General features: G+C 64.5%; 10 protein-coding genes and 4 pseudogenes. 11 read left to right on the top strand and 3 right to left on the bottom strand.

Annotated elements, in window-relative coordinates:
• Positions 1 to 2: 2 nt before the first annotated feature.
• Positions 3 to 137: pseudogene (locus ACFDS3_RS02735) on the top strand (IS5/IS1182 family transposase); the annotation flags it as partial.
• 47 nt (positions 138 to 184) lie between these two features.
• On the opposite strand, the pseudogene ACFDS3_RS02730 reads toward ACFDS3_RS02735, so the two are convergent.
• Positions 185 to 487: pseudogene (locus ACFDS3_RS02730) on the bottom strand (IS3 family transposase); the annotation flags it as partial.
• 312 nt (positions 488 to 799) lie between these two features.
• Between ACFDS3_RS02730 and ACFDS3_RS02725 the strand changes: the two are divergent.
• On the top strand, positions 800 to 1162 hold the full coding sequence (locus tag ACFDS3_RS02725) for a hypothetical protein (RefSeq protein ID WP_375260808.1): 363 nt from the start codon (positions 800 to 802) through the stop codon (positions 1160 to 1162).
• Positions 1163 to 1275: 113 nt separating this feature from the next.
• The gene (locus tag ACFDS3_RS02720) at positions 1276 to 3141 is read left to right on the top strand and encodes a mechanosensitive ion channel family protein (RefSeq protein ID WP_375260807.1); all 1866 of its coding nucleotides are present in this window, start codon (positions 1276 to 1278) and stop codon (positions 3139 to 3141) included.
• A 998-nt stretch (positions 3142 to 4139) separates the two neighbouring features.
• Here ACFDS3_RS02720 and ACFDS3_RS02715 read toward each other — a convergent pair.
• Positions 4140 to 5024, bottom strand: a pseudogene (locus ACFDS3_RS02715) (neutral zinc metallopeptidase).
• 331 nt (positions 5025 to 5355) lie between these two features.
• On the opposite strand from ACFDS3_RS02715, the gene ACFDS3_RS02710 reads away from it, so the two are divergent.
• The 8 genes and pseudogenes from ACFDS3_RS02710 to ACFDS3_RS02675 all read left to right on the top strand — a co-directional run bounded on the left by ACFDS3_RS02710 (position 5356) and on the right by ACFDS3_RS02675 (position 18350).
• The gene (locus tag ACFDS3_RS02710) at positions 5356 to 7296 is read left to right on the top strand and encodes an alpha-1,4-glucan--maltose-1-phosphate maltosyltransferase (protein ID WP_375260806.1); all 1941 of its coding nucleotides are present in this window, start codon (positions 5356 to 5358) and stop codon (positions 7294 to 7296) included.
• On the top strand, positions 7293 to 10601 hold the full coding sequence (gene treS / locus ACFDS3_RS02705; RefSeq protein WP_375260805.1) for a maltose alpha-D-glucosyltransferase: 3309 nt from the start codon (positions 7293 to 7295) through the stop codon (positions 10599 to 10601). The genes ACFDS3_RS02710 and treS overlap by 4 nt, the downstream gene beginning before the upstream one ends.
• 692 nt (positions 10602 to 11293) lie before the next feature.
• Positions 11294 to 12577: an urea ABC transporter substrate-binding protein gene (urtA, locus tag ACFDS3_RS02700; protein ID WP_375260804.1), complete on the top strand. Its 1284-nt coding sequence runs from the start codon at positions 11294 to 11296 to the stop codon at positions 12575 to 12577.
• Positions 12578 to 12646: 69 nt separating this feature from the next.
• Positions 12647 to 14587, top strand: coding sequence for an urea ABC transporter permease subunit UrtB (gene urtB / locus ACFDS3_RS02695; RefSeq protein ID WP_375260803.1), 1941 nt, complete (start codon positions 12647 to 12649; stop codon positions 14585 to 14587).
• Positions 14588 to 14621: 34 nt separating this feature from the next.
• Positions 14622 to 15866, top strand: a complete 1245-nt coding sequence (urtC, locus tag ACFDS3_RS02690) for an urea ABC transporter permease subunit UrtC (RefSeq protein WP_375260802.1) — start codon at positions 14622 to 14624, stop codon at positions 15864 to 15866.
• Entirely contained in the window at positions 15863 to 16594 is a 732-nt protein-coding gene (gene urtD, locus ACFDS3_RS02685) for an urea ABC transporter ATP-binding protein UrtD (protein ID WP_375260801.1), read from the top strand. Before urtC ends, urtD begins: the two co-directional genes overlap by 4 nt.
• Before the next feature lie 3 nt (positions 16595 to 16597).
• Entirely contained in the window at positions 16598 to 17293 is a 696-nt protein-coding gene (gene urtE, locus ACFDS3_RS02680; protein WP_375260800.1) for an urea ABC transporter ATP-binding subunit UrtE, read from the top strand.
• 246 nt (positions 17294 to 17539) lie between these two features.
• A pseudogene (locus tag ACFDS3_RS02675) lies at positions 17540 to 18350 on the top strand (IS5/IS1182 family transposase).
• 78 nt (positions 18351 to 18428) lie between these two features.
• Here the strand turns inward: ACFDS3_RS02675 and ACFDS3_RS02670 are convergent.
• On the bottom strand, positions 18429 to 18887 hold the full coding sequence (locus tag ACFDS3_RS02670) for a hypothetical protein (protein WP_375260799.1): 459 nt from the start codon (positions 18885 to 18887) through the stop codon (positions 18429 to 18431).
• Positions 18888 to 18897 lie beyond the last annotated feature (10 nt).

The raw sequence follows: 18897 nt of genomic DNA, 5'->3' as shown, positions 1-18897 counted from the left end.
TGGCTCTGCGGGGGCTGAAAAACCTCGGCCGCTCAATCTGGCGAAACTGGCGCGGACACCACCGACGAAGCCGTGCAGAAATCTGGATGCACTGCACCAACCTGTTGGGGCAGCGCCTCATGGCGCGGGACTTCGACTGACAGGTACGAAAGGTCCTGTTCCGCATGGCCATCATGTTGTTTCCCCGGGCGTGTGCTTCGATGATGAACGCGCCTCGGACAATCTCGCCGTTCCAGTAGGTGAACTTTCCGGGCGGGCAGCCGGTGAGGCGCCACTGGTTCAAGCCCGCCGACGAAACGGAGGTTCGGGCGCATCGTCACCACCTTGCTCTCATGGATCAGCTCCGGCGACTCAGAGAGTCTGCAAGCCAGTAGAAGGCTGTGTGCATGCATGATGCGGTAGACGCGCTTGCGGTTGATGGGCGCAGCGCCGTTCGCGCGGAGCTGGTGGTTCAGGAGACCGTGATGCGGCGATAGCCGTAGGTGGGCGGGAAACGTCCAAGATCTCCGCCACAACCTTCACCGAAAACCGTTCTTTCGGCTGCGACTGCGCAAGCCACGTCCGTGTTTTGGGCGCGATTGGTCCGGAGCCTCCTTGGATTGCATGTATGGGCTGCAGGCACCGAGGGGCAGGAGAAATGGATTTTCTATGTTCCCGCGTTGCCGCAAGCTCGACACGAGTCAGCGCGCGCCGCCGAAGTCTCGAACGCCGTAGCGCGTTGGAACTCAGGCTGGATCGACCGAGTTTACAGGTCTCTGTCGCATAAGTTGCAGCGACGGAGGTGCATGGAGTCGCCCGCATGAAACACGTCGCCACCTTGACCGCGATGGCGCTCTCGGCTCTGCTTTCTGCTCCGGGACGACCGGCCGATGCTCAACCCGCTGGCTGCCCACCGGGCCTTGCAAAGAAGACCCCTGCTTGTACGCCGCCTGGGCGGGCAAAAGAGGGCGTGACGACGAAGCAGTGGCTGACCCGCCATCGGATCGCTGAGCGCGTCGAACCCGACACTATCGTCTGGGTGGACGACCTTGCGCGTTATGAATTGCCTGAGCTGTCGGATGGGCGCCGCCACGCCAAGATCGACGGCATGCTCGTCGCACTGGATCCGGAGAGCTACGAGATCCTGCAACTCGTTCGTTCCGCCACGGCTGTCCTACGTTGAGTGCATCAGGTGCTTGTTCGCGGCCGCGGTAGGTTGTCATGGCTATCACGAAAGGTGAGTGGACGCTTTGCAGGTCTTGAGCGGATCGTGCCGGCAAAGCAGGGCAGGGCAAAATGATCGAGGACAACCTTCTGCTGGCTGATGTCTTTCTGGCCTTGATCCTCTTGGCTGCTGCCTTCCATGCATCACGGCTCGTGCGCATCCTTAAGCAAGCCGGCCCCGTCCCCCGGGCCAGGGCCGCCAAGTCGTTGCTACGGAGTGGATGGAAGAAAAGCTCTTGGCGTGGTGCAGGTATCTGCATAGCTCTGATCTGCGCGTTGTTGCTGTCGCCGGATGCGAACGCTCAAGGCGAAGATGGCGGCTCCGAGATATTTGCCTTCGAGGCCGAAGTCATCAATCCGGGATTGCCGCAGGGAGAGCCGCCTCTCCGCCTCGACACGCCCCGCGCCGCCTTGGAATCCTATCTCGAAGCTATCCGCCGTGACGATTTCACAAGCGCGGCCCATGCGCTCAATCTGAACGCCATTCCCGCGGAGGAACAGGCAGAGCGTGCACCGGAACTGGCGCTGATGCTCGCCTTCGTCCTGCGGCGGCACGATCTGATCGACTGGTCCGACATCCCCGACCAGCCAGACGCGCGCGTGCTGCCCGGCCTTCAGCAAACGGCAGGGCCGTACACGCGCAGGTCGGTGGAGCTGGGGGAGATCGAGCTAAACGGACGCCCGGTCCCCATAAGCCTGCAGCGCTTCCGGACCGGAGAGGGCGACGCCGTCTGGCTCTTTTCGCCCTACGCCGTTGAGCGCGTGGATGAACTCTTCGCGAGAACCCGGCCCGGCCTGCTCAGCCGCTGGGTGCCCCTGCGCCAACGTCTAGACACGCTGGGGCAACCGTCGATTGCGGAATGGGTCGCGGCGGGGATCTTGCTGGTCTGCACCATGCTCGTGTGGCTGGCCGTCTACTGCGCGGTGCGGGCAGTTTCCCGGCGTCTGCGCCTGACCTGGGCCAAGGCCGCACAGAAGCTGGCGCTGCCGTTTGCCACCTTGGCGGCGGCCATCGCTGTTCGCGTCGGGATCAACGGTCTGATCCTCCTCACGGGACCGATCGCATCAAAGCTGGATGTCGCCTCAGAAGCCGTCGCGCTCGCCGCAGGGGCGTGGCTCCTGATCCGAAGCGTATCTGCCGTCTCGCTGAGCCTGAGCGAGCGGTACGTCGTTCCGCTGACCGCTGACGACCCTGAGAACCGACGCATCAAGACCACGGTTTACGTCGTGCGGCGCATGGCTTTGGTCATCGTCACACTGCTGAGCGTCGGCTATATCCTTGTGAGGGTTGGGCTGTTCGAAAGCTTCGGCGTGTCTGTTCTGGCTTCGGCGGGTGCCCTTGGTGTACTCGTCGCCATCGCGGCGCGCCCCTTGCTCGGCAACATGGTGGCGGGATTGCAGATCGCGCTGACCGACCCGGTCCGGATCGGCGACGTTGTCGTCTATGACGGGCACTGGGCTACCGTCGAAGACATCTCCTTCGCCCACACCGTGCTGCGCACCTGGACCTACACGCGCCTGATCGTGCCCCACAGCGATTTCCTGTCCAGGCCTTTCGAGAACTGGTCGAAAGAAGGTGACGCCGTCCGTCGCATTGTGAAGATCCCGGTGGATTACCGTATCGATGTAGACGCAGTCCGGCGGAAGGTGGACAAAATCGTCGAGGGTGATCCACGCATGGCCGGCGAGGCGCCGCTCGTGGAACTCGTAGAGGCCAACGCGGAAACAGCCATTCTGTGGATCTGGCTGACGGGTACCACCGCCTTCACGTCATGGTATCTGCACAACGACGTCCGTGAGCAGATCATCGCGTTCCTGAAGGACTTCGAGAACGGCGCTTTCCTGCCGCGTCGCCGGCATATCCTCGTCCGCGACAACGACTCCCGGTCAAGCGCTGGCCGCGAGCCGCATCCCAAAGATGGGCCTTTGGAGGGATGACCGCTAAGGCTTTAGCCAGCGGGGCGGATGAACCAGTCGCACCGGGCCAACCGGCGGTCGTCCCTGTCTTCCGAGCCACACGTACGGGAGACGTGGCTGACGGCGCCGCGACGTGCGCTGCCTGGCACGGCATTTCGATAAGCGTCCGCCGAGGGCCGGCTGAAGCAATATCCTGGCTTTTCGCAAGAGTATGAAACTATGGCTGCCAATAGCTTTCTATCGCTTGACGTGGTCCTTTGGCCGGACGGGAGAGAAGGTGCAGATCACGGGGAAAGCTGTGCGGCGCCGTTGATTGCAGATGCAACAGCGTGGCAAGTCGCGCTTCTGACACGACAGAGGCGTGAGGCGCGGACTGCGGGTGGAGATCAGGTGCATTTCCCTCTGATTGCCAGTTGCCCCGGAAGCTTCGCTCGGGCCAGTGCTTGCCGATGCGCGCGGCTGGACGGACAATAAGGGCGGCTATACCGTAGAGACTATCCTGCCAGCCGCCGAACCGCTCCGGCGAACGCAAATGCACGTGATGGCTTAGAGCTCAGCCTCTCTACGCTCGCCTGTTAGGTCGGCGCAGTGACCAATTTGATTGGGCCGCTGCATGCGCTGGTTTGGGTCCGTATCATGGCCGCAGAGCAATTCCGTGGCGATGATGCGACGATCCTGCTGCTACCCGGAGCCTGCGGCCCCCCTGTGCAGCGGAAATCTGATCAATGCATGGTGGCTGAGGCTGATCTCGGAGGCGCTGGTCGTTTCCCTGTAGCTCAACCTGCTGTCCATGGCGTGGCAGCACACCCGGGTCGGCACCTTCAAACCCGCCGGCACTGGCTCTTCACACGATCTGCGTCCATTTTTTACCAATCTCCTGATGCTGGCGCTTCTGGCATTCTTCGGGTCCTGCATGTCTCGTCACCGGCGCGGCGCGTGGCGGAGCGGCAGGTTGGCCGTGGAGGTGGATCGCGCGGCCGAGACCCTGACGACGGACCTGCAGGACATGCCGTCTGGCATCAACCGGAGGATGGACGCGCACCGGCTGAACGTCGTCGCGGATCGACCCGGCTCGAGCCGTGGGACCGCTGGCAGCCGCAGCCTTCGTTTGCTGCATAGACTGCGACGGTCAGGTAACATCGCCTGTTTGCTTCGAAGATGTCACAGTCGGCCATGTTTCCGTCCCGGTATACGTTCTCGAACCAGCGGGCGCGCTGCTCTGACGTGCCGTGGGTGCGGGGTGACTGCCTTGCCTGCGCACTTTGCAGCTACTCATGACCGGTCCGTTGGGCTGCATTGATCGCTTCTTCTATGTTGCCGCATTTCAGCAGGCCGTCGACGCCCCGTGCCCAGACGCCGGCCAGGCAGTCTGCCATCAGTTCGACCATGACCTGCAGCGCGTTGCCGTCGGACTGACGTGATTGTTGCTGGAGCGCGCTGATCTCGCCAAGAATCCCAAGCTGGTTTTGCACTTGATGGCCAATCTCGTGCGCGATGACATACGCCGCGGCAAAAATCGCCTTCGGCGCCAAGCTCCTTGCTCGAGGGTCGAGAAGAACGCGGTGTCGAGATAGGCGCGCTGGTCCGCCGGGCAGTAGAACGGCCTTGTCGCCGCCGACGCGCCGCCGCATTGCGACTATACCCTGCCGGAGAACAGGACGAGTTTGGCCACCTCGTGCCTCGCCGACTCGCTGGGGGAACTCTTGGGACCACACGTCTTCGATCTTGGCCAACACGCGTGCCGCAAAGTCGCCGGCCGCCAGTTCGGCCGGCGTCAGCTCGCGCGGTTGCGACGCGATCATCGTATCGTTCGCCAGATCGAGAAGCGACCTCGGATCGATCCCTAGCGCCAAGCTGATCGCGAAAATCGCGACGACTCCCAAGCCGCCGACACCGCCGACCACGGCCGCGACTGTCTATGACGTTCCCACTTCGTCTCGCGAGACTCAGGCGCATCCGATCCAACCCAAACGTCTACTGCGTCTCACCTGAAGTAGAGCATCGCCATGCGAGTTCGCCTGACGCAGTGCCTCGACTTGCTCTTTTTCTGTCGGCGGGGCGCTGTCCGTTGCTGCGTTCCTGTCTCGTGGCGGAGCTTTGGCCGGTGTGGCTCGCGAGACTTGGGGAGCGTCTGCTGAACGAACCGCGGAACAAGCTCGGGCGCGCCATTGTTAGGTCGACAAATGAAGACCTTTCGCATGAGGTTCCTCAAGTATGTCGTCCGACGCAAAGAAGATGAGCAACAAAATCGAGGAGTTGGCCCGGCACCGCCTGGTCATCGAAACGGTGTCGCCCCTGATCGAAGGCGGCCGCTTCGCGGCGAAGGCCGTGGCGGGATGGCCGTTCAGGATCACGGCGGACATCTTCGGGGACGGACACGAGGTCATCGCCGCCGCCGTCGTGTTGCCCGACGGATCCGAGCATCGAATGGCGCTGATCGAGAACGACAGGTGGGGGGGCGAGGTCGTTTTCGATAAGAACGGACCCGCACATTTCTCGATCATCGCGTGGCGGGATCTGTGGGGAACCTGGGCCCGCGACACGCGCAAGAAGATCGACGCCGGGCAGGACGTCTCGGTCGAGATGCAGGAGGCCTCGCAGCTTCTGGCCCAGACCAAAGCACCTCGCGGGTCTGGTCCCGCGCTGAAGAAGCTGCTTTCTGCCGCGAAGAAGGATGATGCCGAGGCACTGCTTGCACCCGACGCCGCCGAACTGATGGGACGCATCGGGCCTCGCGCGAACACGACCCGTTACGAGACGGACGTGCCTGTATGGGTGGACCGCGAGCGGGCGGCCTTCTCGGCATGGTACGAGCTGTTTCCGCGCTCGACCGGGCCCGAAGGTCAGCATGGCACCTTCCGCGACGTTATCGACCGGCTGGACTACGTGAAAGACCTCGGCTTCGACGTCCTCTACTTCCCGCCGATCCACCCCATCGGCACGACCAACCGCAAGGGCAAGAACAATGCCCTGCGCGCCGAGCCCGAAGATGTCGGCTCGCCCTACGCCATCGGGTCGCCCGAGGGCGGCATGATGGACGTGCACCCGGAACTCGGCACGCTTGAAGACTTCGACGCGCTTGTCGAAGCCGCGGAAGGGAAAGGGCTGGAGATCGCGCTGGACATCGCGCTGAACGCTTCGCCCGACCATCCGTGGATCAAGGAGCATCCGGACTGGTTCGAGCGGCGCCCCGACGGGTCGATCAAGTTTGCCGAAAACCCGCCGAAGAAGTACGAGGACATCGTCAACTTCCGCTACTACAACGACGATGGCACGCCGAACGCGCCGTTCTGGAAGGCGATCCGGGACCTGTTCCTGTTCTGGGCCAAGCGTGGCGTCCTGTCGTTCCGGGTCGACAATCCCCACACCAAGCCATTCCCCTTCTGGGAGTGGATCATCGCCGAGGTTCGCGCGAAATATCCCGGTGCGATCTTCCTTTCCGAGGCGTTCACGCGCCCGAAGGTGATGAAGCGCCTCGCCAAGGTCGGCTTCAACCAAAGCTACACCTATTACACCTGGCGCAACACCAAGGCGGAGCTGACCGAGTACCTGACCGAGTTGACGACTGAAGACTGCGCCAATTACATGCGGCCGAACTTTTTTACCAACACGCCCGACATCAATCCGTACTTCAACCACACGTCGGGCCGTCCGGGATTTCGCACGCGGGCGATCATGGCCGCCTCTCTTTCCGGGAACTGGGGGCTGTATTCGGGCTTCGAGCTTTGCGAGGCGGATTGGCTGCCGCCCAAGGACGAGTACCTCAACTCGGAGAAATACGAGCTGAAGCACCGCGACTATGACCAGCCGGGCCATATCAAGGGCGATATCCGCCTGATCAATCACATCCGCCGCGAAGAGCCGGCGATGCGCGACTTCCGCAACCTGCGCTTCTTCCACGCATCGGACGAGCGCGTGCTCTATTACGGGCGCTTCGACGAGACGACGGGCAGCTACCTGCTGTTCCACGTCCTGATCGACCCCCTGAACCCGGCGGAGTTCGAGTTCGAGGTTCCCCTGTGGGAGTTCGGGCAGCCGGACGACGGGGCTGTCGACGTGGTCGACATGCTGCAGGGAAATTCGTTTGAATGGAGGGGCAAGACGCATTGGCTCGCGCTCGACCCGCATACGCGCCCCTACGCCATCTGGAAGCTCATGCCGACGGAGACTGAATGACCAAGCTTGAACAGGGCCTGACGGCCGCCCCGACGACCGAGAACGCGCCGGACTGGTACAAGGACGCGGTCATCTACCAGTTGCACATCAAGGCGTACCAGGATTCCAACGGCGACGGCGTCGGCGACTTCAAGGGCCTGATGCAGCGGCTCGACCATATCCAGGACCTCGGCGCCACGGCGATCTGGGTGCTGCCGTTCTATCCCTCGCCCCTGCGCGACGACGGCTATGACATCTCGGAATACAAGGCGATCAACCCCTCCTACGGGACGATGGAGGATTTCGAGAACCTGGTCGAAGAAGCGCACCGTCGCGGCCTCAAGGTCATCACCGAGCTTGTCATCAACCACACCAGCGACCAGCACGAGTGGTTCCAGCGCGCGCGCAACGCCCCGAAGGGCAGCCCCGAGCGCGATTTCTACGTCTGGTCCGACGATCCGCAGAAGTGGATGGACGAGACGCGGGTGATCTTCAACGACACCCATGACAGCAACTGGACGTGGGACCCGGTCGCGGGCCAGTTCTTCTGGCACCGCTTCTTCGATCACCAGCCGGATCTGAATTTCGACAACCCCGCGGTGATGGACGCGGTGCTCGACGCGATGCATTTCTGGCTCGACAAGGGTGTGGACGGGCTGCGGCTCGACGCGATCCCCTACCTGGTCGAGCGTGACGGCACCAACAACGAGAACCTGCCCGAGACGCATGATGTCCTGAAGGCGATCCGCGCCGATCTCGACAAGCACTACGAAGGCAAGATGCTGCTGGCCGAGGCCAACCAGTGGCCCGAGGACACCCGCCCCTATTTCGGCGAGGGCGACGAGTGCCACATGGGTTTCCACTTCCCGCTGATGCCGCGCATGTACATGGCCGTCGCGCAGGAGGACCGCTATCCGATCTCGGACATCATCCGGCAGACCCCCGAGATCCCCGAGGACTGCCAGTGGGCCATCTTCCTGCGCAACCATGACGAGCTGACGCTCGAGATGGTGACGGATCGCGAGCGCGATTACCTTTGGGACTTCTATGCGAGCGACCGGCGCGCGCGGATCAACATGGGCATCCGCCGCCGGCTCGCGCCGCTTCTCCAGAACGACCGGCGCAAGATCGAGCTTCTGAACTCGCTGCTTCTGTCTATGCCCGGAACGCCTATCGTCTACTACGGCGACGAGATCGGGATGGGCGACAACTACTACCTGGGCGACCGCGACGGCGTTCGCACGCCGATGCAATGGACCGCCGACCGCAACGCCGGCTTCAGTCGCGCGCTGCCGCAGGAGCTCTACCTGCCCACGATCCAGGATCCGGTCTACGGCTATCAAGCGATCAACGTCGAGGCGCAGCAATCCTCGCCCACCTCGCTTCTGAACTGGGTCCGGCGGATGATCGCGGTGCGCCAGCGCCACGACGTCTTCGGCCGGGGCGAGATCGAACTGCTCTATCCCGCCAACCGCAAGGTGCTGGCCTATCTGCGCCGGACCGAGTCCGAGACTGTCCTTTGCGTCGCCAACCTCTCGCGCCAGGCGCAGGCCGCGGAAATCGACCTCCACGACTTCCAGGGCCGCGTTCCCATCGAGATGACCGGCCAATCCGCCTTCCCGCCCGTTGGCGCGCTGCCCTACCTGCTCACGCTGCCGGGCTATGGCTTCTACTGGTTCCACCTCAGCGACGCGGACGATGCGACAGGCGGACCCACGTCGCACACGCAGTTCCTCCCCGATTTCCTGACCCTGACGACCCGCGACGGAACCCTGTCGGGGGCGATGTCGGACCGCGCCGCCGGCAACTTCGTGTCGCAGACCCTGCGAGACTACCTGCCTCACCAGCGTTGGTTCGCCGCCAAGGAGAGCCGCATCGACAGTGTCTCGCTGCATCGGCTGGCCGAGATGAACGACGGACAGCACATGCTTGCCGTGACGGACGTGACGATGGGTGAGGGCACGCAGCGCTACTTCATGCCCCTTTCGGCGGTCTGGGGCGAAGATGCCTTGGCCCTGTCGCCCCGCCTTCCGGCAACCCTGGCCAAGCTGCGCCGCGCTAATCGCGTCGGTGCGATCCTCGACGGTGCGGTGGACGAAAGGATGGCGACGGCGCTCCTCGAGGCGCTGCGAGAGGGCCGGTCGATGGAGGCCGGCGACGGTCGCATCGACTTCACCCGAACGGAACGGCTCGACGAGGCTGCCGCGGAGCCGGGCGAACCTCGCCTCCTGTCGGCCGAGCAATCCAACGCGTCGATCGCCTTTTCGGACAAGGTGATCCTAAAGCTATACCGGCGCCTGCAGGAGGGTGTGCAGCCCGATATCGAGGTGGCCCGCTTCCTGACTGACGAGACGGACTTCACGGCCAGCCCCGCGCTTCTCGGCACCATCGACTGGACCGGGCCCGACGGCGGCGTGACAACCCTGGCCGCCGCATCTGAATTCGTGCGCAACCAGGGAGACGCCTGGACCTACGTCACCGAGGCGCTGGATCGCGACCTGGAACGGCACGAAATGAACGGCCGGGACACCGATCCCGCCGCGCACGAGGAACGGCCCCTTCTCGGCGGTCCGCTCGACATCGGCACGGTACTGGGCAAGCGCACGGCAGAGCTGCACCAGGCCCTTGCCAGCGGGCCCGAAGGCACTGCTTTTGCTCAGGAGCCGCTGACGAGCGACGTCGTCTCGACGCTTGTCGAGACTGTCCGAGGCGAGCTAACCGATACGCTCGATCGCCTGAACGGCCGACTCGGCTCCCTGTCGGATACGAACCGGGCTGTGGCCGAGGCGGTCCTTCAGCGGCGTGACGATCTGCTGAATCGCATCGAGGCGCTGCGCAGCGCGACCCCGGCGGGCGGCATCGGCCGAATCCACGGTGACTACCACCTCGGCCAGGTGCTGGTGGTGGAAACGGACGTCATGATCATCGATTTCGAGGGCGAACCGGCCCGGTCGCTCGCCGAGCGGCAGGCCAAGACCTCTCCGCTTCGGGACGTGGCGGGCATGATGCGCAGCTTCGACTACGCGCTCTGGTCCACGCTGCGGCGCAGGATCGAAATGGGCGCTGACCCGGATCGCACCATGGCTCATGTGGAGGGCTGGCGTCAGGCCACACAAGGCACGTTCCTGCAAGCCTACCGCGACACCGCTGCAAGCAGCAAACTTCATCCTTCGGACCCCGAGTTCGAACAGGCGCTTCTTGACCTGTTCCTGATCCAGAAGGCCGCCTACGAGGTCGGCTACGAAATGGCGATGCGACCGGACTGGATCGACATCCCGCTGCGGGGGCTGCTGGCTCTGGCCGAAGCTGCGTCATCCGGGCGATAGCGAGGGCGAAATTCGCCGCGATGGTCACAGGGCGCGCCTAAATAGTTCGTGCAGCTCGCGTCGGACGTGACGACGAGCGAAGGCAAGCGGACGGATCTTCCGGCCGCTCTACCCCATTTGCATGAAAACGATTTGCTTCTGGATATCACCGCAAGGCTCTCGGAGCCGGTTGCCTGCGACTTTACACGAGATGCGGGCGCTGAACCCCTGGAGACGTGGATCCAGACCTAGGAAGGATCGCGTCCAGGCCGTCGGCGGGACTCTCAGGCGTAAACTTTCGTGACAAGAGCGACATCAGCCGGCGGTTTGCCCGACCGAGTTTTCGCCGCAGCGCCATGCCGATTGCCAACAATGGCGTCGCGGAATGTGGACGCTGCACGCACGCTGATGTGGTCGAAACCAAGGTTCGCCTTCCCGGAATGCTCACGATTTAAGCGTATGCACCTTTTTCGTGCTGCGATGTCGGGCGGGCGCAACTGAATCGCCACGGGAGGGCACGCGGCAAGCTGACGACTGCGTTGGCTTGGGCAAGTCTTCGCACAAGCCGGTTACTGATCCGGCCGAACCCGGTGCGGCGGCTAAGACTTCCGGTTCAGCGACGCCACACTTGCCAAAATTGCGTAGGGGCACCCCGTCCCGGACGCGGCGTTCCTGCGCCGTGCCGTCCCCCTGCGCCCGATCGAGGGAACACGATGTCCGTCCGTAGCACGCTTCTTTCCACCGCTCTTGTCGCGCTGGCGCTGCCCGCCGTGGCGCAAGAGGCCGACTGCCCGATCAAGGTCGGCGTCCTCCATTCGCTGTCCGGCACGATGGCGATCTCCGAGACGACGCTGAAGGACGCCATGCTGATGCTGATCGAGCAGCAGAACGAAGAGGGCGGCCTTCTGGGCTGCCAGATCGAACCCGTCGTGGTCGATCCCGCCTCGGACTGGCCGCTCTTTGCCGAAAAGGCGCGCGAGCTTCTGACCGTGAACGACGTCGACGTGATCTTCGGCAGTTGGACCAGCGTCAGCCGCAAGTCGGTCCTGCCGGTGCTGGAAGAGCTGAACGGCCTGATGTTCTATCCCGTGCAGTACGAGGGCGAGGAGTCCTCGAAGAACGTGTTCTACACCGGCGCAGCGCCCAACCAGCAGGCGATCCCGGCGGTTGACTACTTCATCGACGAGCTTGGCGTCGAAAAATTCGCCCTGCTTGGCACCGATTACGTCTACCCGCGCACCACGAACCAGATCCTCGAGCAGTACCTCAAGGACAAGGGCATCCCGGCCGAGGACATCTTCGTCAACTACACCCCCTTCGGCCATTCGGACTGGTCCACGATCGTGTCCGACGTGATCGAGCATGGCTCGGACGGTAGCCAGGTCGGCGTGATCTCGACCATCAACGGCGACGCCAACGTGGGCTTCTACAAGGAACTGGCCGCGCAGGACGTCAGCGCCGACGACATTCCCGTCGTCGCCTTCTCGGTGGGTGAGGAAGAGCTTTCGGGCCTCGATACCTCGAACCTCGTCGGGCACCTCGCCGCGTGGAACTACTTCATGTCCGCCGACACGCCCGAGAACGAGGAGTTCATCGCCGCCTGGCACGAGTTCATCGGAAACGAGGACCGCGTGACGAACGACCCGATGGAGGCCCACTACATCGGCTTCAACATGTGGGTGAACGCGGTCGAAGAGGCCGGCACCACCGATGTCGACGCGGTGCGCGAGGCGATGTGGGGGCAGGAGCATCCGAACCTGACCGGCGGCACCGCCGTGATGAACGCCAACCACCACCTGTCGAAGCCCGTGCTGATCGGCGAGATCCGCGAGGACGGCCAGTTCGACATCATCAGCCAGACCGATCCCGTCGCGGGCGACGCCTGGACCGACTTCCTGCCGGACTCGGCCAAGCTGACCTCGGATTGGCAGGAGCTCGATTGCGGCATGTACAACACCGAGACCCAGACCTGCGTGCAGCAGACCTCGAACTACTGAGACCGAACAGACGGGCGCCGCGGTTTCCCGCAGCGCCCGTTTCACATCCCCTCACCACCGCAGGCGCCCATGCTTCGCATCCTGACCCTCGCCCTCGGGCTTCTGACCCTGCTTCCGGCCGCCGGCCGTGCGCAGGATCTTCAGACGATCCTCCAGCTTCACACCGAAGAGGTCGAGGATCCCGGCCGCCAGACGGTCGGCGTGGTGATCGAGGATCTGATCGCTGCGGAGATGCCCGTGGTGCCGGTCTTCCTGACCCACTGGCAGGACCGCGAGATCGTCCTGAACGCCGATGACGGGCGGTTCTACGCGCTGGTCGACGAGGAGGACGGGCAGGCCACCATCCGCAACCTCGATACCGGCGCGGAGACGACCGTTGCCGCATCCGCGCTGACCGAGGTGCGCCCCAATGGCGGCGTCCGGCGCGAGATCGCGGCGGCGCTTGTGCGTTTTCAACTGTCGGACCCGTCCCCCGCCAATCGCCGTGCCGCGCTTGATGCCATCGCTCGGCAGCCCGATGCGGACCAGATCGCGCCGCTCGCCGCCTCCATCGAGGACGAGGACGACGCCGCAATCCGCGCCGACAAGGAGCGGCTTCTGAACATCCTGACCGCTCGCTACGGCGACAAGACCGAGGCGCGCGTCACCGCGATCGAGCGCCTGAGCGGCCGCATCACCCCCGACGCCCGCGCGGCGCTGAGCCAGATCCTGGCGACCTCCGATCGCGTCGGCACGGGCGAGCCCGAGGGGAACGTGGCGCAGGTCTACACCCCGGGCGACGAGATCACCCGCGCCGAAGCCTACGGACGGCTGGTGGACGAGGGGCTGGCCCCCGCGCCGGTTTCTCCCGCCGCGATCCGCGACGCGCTCATCGCGAATATCGAGGACGGCGCGGTCGCCGGCATCCCGGTGGCGGAGCTGGACACCGACGCCGCCCGCCGCGACGCCTACGAGCGTTTGGCCGAGGCCGGCACGGTTCCGCCCTTCGTCCCCGACGAGCAGATCGACACGGCGCTGGACTCGCACGTGTTCTACGCCGTCTATGACGAGGAGGACGCGGCCGTCACAGACGCCGCCCGCGCGACGCTGCGGTCCGTGGATACGCAGGTGTCGTTGAACAAGGCGGCGGACCTTGGGCTCGACGCGCTTTCGCTCGCCTCGATCTACTTCCTTGCCGCGATCGGGCTGGCAATCACCTTCGGCGTCATGGGGGTCATCAACATGGCCCATGGCGAGTTCATCATGATGGGCGCCTATACCGGCTACGTCGTGCAGCAGATTGTGCCCGACTACACGCTGTCGCTGATCATCGCGCTGCCGCTGGCCTTCGTCATCGCGGGCGCCGCCGGCATCGCAATGGAGCGGCTGGTGATCCGCCACCTCTACCACCGCCCTCTCGAGACGCTCCTGGCGACCTTCGGCATCTCGATCGCGCTGCAGCAGCTTGCCAAGAACATCTTCGGCACGCAGGCCCGCCCGCTGACCGCGCCCGACTGGCTGGGCGGGCAGATGGTCATCAACGAGCTGGTCTCGATCAGCTACATCCGCATCGCGATCTTCGTCCTTGCCGGGCTGTTCCTGGCGCTTCTGCTGTTCATCCTGAACCGTACCCGGCTGGGGCTGGAGGTCCGCGCAGTCACGCAGAACCGGGGCATGGCGGCATCCATGGGGATCGATCCGGACAAGATCAACATGGCAACCTTCGGGCTGGGCTCGGGCATCGCCGGGATCGCGGGCGTGGCCATCGGGCTCTACGCGCAGGTCACCTCGGAGATGGGGGCGAAGTACATCGTGCAGAGCTTCATGACCGTCGTGGTCGGCGGTGTCGGCAATGTCTGGGGCACGCTGGCCGGGGCCAGCCTGATCGGGGTGCTGCAGAAGTCGATCGAGAGCATGAATCCCTCAAACACGCTGGCCGCCCAGACCTACATGATCCTCTTCATCATCATCTTCATCCAGTTCCGGCCAAGGGGCATCGTCGCCCTGCGCGGCCGCGCGGCCGAGGCATGATGCCCATGCGCCCGACTCTCGAAAGACACGCCTCATGACTGACGCCGCCATGACCCTGCCGCACCGGACACCGCCGGTGCGGCAGACCTCGACCTTCGTGTTCCTCGCCTCGCTCGCGGTCTTCGCGGTCCTCGTCACGGTGCTGGCCGAGCAGGGGGCGATCTCGACCTCGTTTGTGAAGACGCTGGGCAAGACGCTGTGCCTGTGCATCGCCGCCGTCGCGATGGATGTCGTCTGGGGCTACACCGGCATCCTGAGCCTTGGGCATATGGCCTTTTTCGGCCTCGGGGGCTACGCGATCGGCATGTGGCTGATGTACGCTCGGACCGAGGGGCTGGTCGCCCAGAGCCTTGCCTCGCAGCCGCTGCCGCCGACTGCCGGAGAGGTCCGTGACGCTATCGGCAGCCAAATCTTCGGCGTTGTGGGATCGTCAGACTTCCCGCTGATCTGGATGTTCGCGGACAGCCTGTTCCTGCAGCTTCTGATGGTGGTGCTGGTGCCGGGTGCAATGGCGCTGGTCTTCGGCTGGCTTGCCTTCCGCAGCCGGGTGACCGGGGTCTACCTGTCGATCCTGACCCAGGCGATGACGCTGGCGCTGGCCTTGTACCTGTTCCAGAACGACAGCGGCCTTCGGGGCAACAACGGCCTTTCCGGCCTGCAGAACATCCCCGGCTTCGAGAACACGTCACAGGCGGCACTGAGCCTCGGTTTCTTCTGGGCCTCCGCCGTCGCTCTGGCCGTGGCGTACCTGCTGTTTGCGTGGGTGGTGTCCGGGCGGATGGGGTCGGTCCTGCGGGCGGTGCGCGACGACGAGGCGCGGGTGCGGTTCCTAGGCTACCACGTGGAAAGCTTCAAGCTTTTCGCCTTCGTGCTGACAGCCGTGGTCACCGGCATCGCCGGCGCACTCTACTACCCGCAGGCTGGCATCATCAACCCGAACGAGATCGCGCCGATCGCGTCGATCTACCTCGCCGTCTGGGTAGCCATCGGCGGGCGCGGTCGGCTCTACGGTGCGGTAATCGGCGCGGCCTTGGTCTCGCTGCTGTCGAGCTGGTTTACCGGCGGCGGGGCGCCCAACATCGAATTGGGTAACTACAAGCTTCAGTGGACGGATTGGTGGCTGGTGCTGCTTGGCCTCAGCTTCGTGGCGGTGACGCTGCTGGCGCCGAAGGGAATCGGCGGGCTGGTCGACCTGATTACAGAGCGACGCAGGCCTGAGCGCCAGGGAAATTACGGCCCCGATCAAGGCGCCAAGCGGGCCGAGGAGGGCGCGGAATGACGCTTCTTGAAGTGGATGGCGTCTCGGTGACCTTCGACGGGTTCCGGGCCATCAACAGCCTTTCCCTGATCATGGGCGAACCCGAGTTACGGGCGATCATCGGGCCGAACGGCGCGGGCAAGACGACCTTCATGGACATCGTCACCGGCAAGACCCGGCCCGATTCCGGCCGCGTTGTCTGGGGCGAGGAGAACCGCAACCTCGTCGGGATGAGCGAAAGCGCCATCGCGCGGGCCGGGATCGGGCGAAAGTTCCAGAAGCCCACCGTGTTCGAGGACCAGACCGTGCGCGAGAACCTCGCCATGGCGCTGAGGGCCCGGCGCGATCCGTTCCGGGTGCTGTTCAACCGGTCTCAGAACGCCGGGCGCATCGCCGAACTGGCCGACGAGATCGCGCTGTCGGATCAGCTTCTTGGCAAGGCCGGCGAGCTGAGCCACGGCCAGAAGCAATGGCTCGAGATCGGGATGCTCCTGGCGCAAGAGCCGCGCCTGCTGCTGGTGGACGAACCGGCCGCCGGCATGACCCCGGCGGAGCGCGGCCATACCGCGGACCTCCTGAAACGGCTGGCGAAGACGCGGGCCGTCATCGTGGTCGAGCACGACATGGAGTTCGTCCGCCGCCTCGACTGCAAGGTGACGGTCCTGCACGAGGGGCGGGTGCTGGCCGAAGGGTCTCTGGACCACGTGACGAAGAACCAGGACGTGATCGATGTCTATCTGGGGCGCTGAGTGATGCTGGACGTACAAGGACTGACGCTGCGCTATGGGCAGAGCCAGGTGTTGCATGGCGTGAACCTGTCTGCCCGCGCTGGCGAGGTGACGGCGGTGATGGGGATGAACGGGGTAGGCAAGACCTCGTTGATGAAGGCGATCGCCGGGCGCCACCCGTTTCGCGAGGGGCGGATCGTGGTTGATGGTCGGGACCTGGGACATCCGAGCGCGGTTCAAGCGGCGCGGGCAGGCATCGCCTACGTGCCCCAAGGGCGCGAAGTGTTCCCGCTGATGAGCGTGACCGAGAACCTTCAGACCGGCTTTGCCTGCCTCGGTCGCGGCGCCCGATCGGTGCCAGACCGGATCTACGACCTGTTCCCCGTCCTCGCCCAGATGCGCAACCGCCGTGGCGGCGATCTTTCGGGCGGGCAGCAGCAGCAGTTGGCCATCGGCCGCGCCTTGGTCACGAGACCGCGGGTGCTGCTTCTGGACGAGCCGACCGAGGGCATCCAGCCGTCGATCATAAAGGAGATCGGAAACGTGATCTCGACCCTGCGCGACGAGGGCGAGATCGCGATCGTGCTGGTCGAGCAGTATTTCGACTTCGCCGTCGGGCTCGCCGACCGGGTGACGGTGCTGACCGGCGGCCAGATCAGCTATGTCGCCGCCAAGGGCGAGATCGAGCGCGAGAGCCTGCTGGAGGCGGTATCGCTTTGACGCAGGAGGACGGCTGGCGCGGCAGTCGTACTTCCGAGAAGCGGACAGGCGTCACGGTCTCTCCCGCGTCGGCGCAGACGGCCCTGTCGCCGACCACGCCTCGCTGGTCCGGGAGCGTGAGTTTAAGCGATAGCGTGAGGTCAGTGGGACCGCACCGCCGCTGACCGCAGACCTGGTGGCGACCCATGTATTCAGGGCCCGATTATTGCCGATGTTGGTCGTGGTTCAGGCTCAGCGAGGAGACCGATGGCGCGGCTACGGCTGTATCTTCTAACGAGCCACGCCGTCCGTGTCGAGGACAGACGGTCCCGAGCGGCATAATCTTCATCAACCGCAACGAGCTGGGCTGGCGCGATGAAGAACTGCCCGCCGAAGACGCTCTTCAACCGGTGGAAGCGGTGGAGGTGAGCACCGCAGCTGCGAACGGTTTGTGTTTGCCAGGATGATGGGCGGCTTGGCGGCCGCGGGCATCGAGCGGAAGACGGTCATGATCCCTCTCATGGTTTGCTGCGCGAACCACTGCCGGGCGATGGATGCGACGACCTCAAGCACACCGCACGCTCTCCAGCCGGTGGAGCGGTGGAACAAAGAGGCGGCATGGCAGGCTGATCGGACGGACGGAAGGCGTGATAAACACAAGGCTTCATGCCGTTACCGACAACATCGGGCGCCCGATCCGTTTTCCGGGAAATCCGTCTACTGGACGGATTTCAGGCCCTTCGAACTCATCACGGCCGGCCCTCCTCCCGGCGATACAAGCATCGCCTGTTCGGCAGTGGGTTAGCGACTATACCGGGGCCAACGCATTGACGGGTAGCGCGCCACCGCCGATTGGCTGCTGGGAGATCGCGGGTACGACGCGGACCGGTCCCGCGAAGACCTTATGCACAAGGGAATACCCTCTGCAGGCATGAAGTCGCGCGACAAGCCTATCCGATACGACAAGCGCCGTGACCAACGCCGCAGCAGGATCGAAATCACGTCGCCACCCAGCTCATGTCGCTGCCCGAAGGTCTTCCTGCCAGCAAGCGCTCTCGCAGCGACGGTCTTGTTCTAGCTCTAATCGATCTGTCTGGAGCCGACAGGGTGCTCGGCATAAGACGCTCTTGCAGCCGTGTTGCGATCACGCAGGACATCACGGCACAGACCGCCGCGACGAAAGGATAGGATGCAGCGCCTGCGAAGTGCCATCCAGCACCGCCACCTGCGCTTCGACCGGCAGCGCATGCACAGCCTCGGCGCTGACAGAGCCTAGGCCGCCCGCGGCTCCGCCAAGTAGCCGCCCGGCAAGATGGGTGGCCACCCCGGAGCTGAAGATCGCGCCGAAGGCTGTCGTCCCGATCGCGCCGCCGATGAGGCGGAACATGGTGGCGCTGGCTGTGCCGATGCCGAGCATGCCGACAGGCACGGCGTTCTGAATCGCCGCGACCGCGATGCTGAAGACCGGGCGCAACCCGAGCCCGACCAGAAGCAGACTTGCCGCGATGGCCCAGAGCGAGCTCTGGACGCCGATCCGCGTCAGCAACGAAATCGCGAGCGCCAGCAAGCCTGTCGACAGGATCGGCAGCAGCTTATAGCGCCCGGTGCGCGACATGATCTGGCCT

This window comes from Palleronia sp. (genome assembly GCF_042089775.1).
Lineage (GTDB): Bacteria > Pseudomonadota > Alphaproteobacteria > Rhodobacterales > Rhodobacteraceae > Palleronia.
The sequence above is the reverse complement of the archived record's forward strand: the minus strand, read 5'-3'. Positions and strand labels throughout refer to the sequence as shown.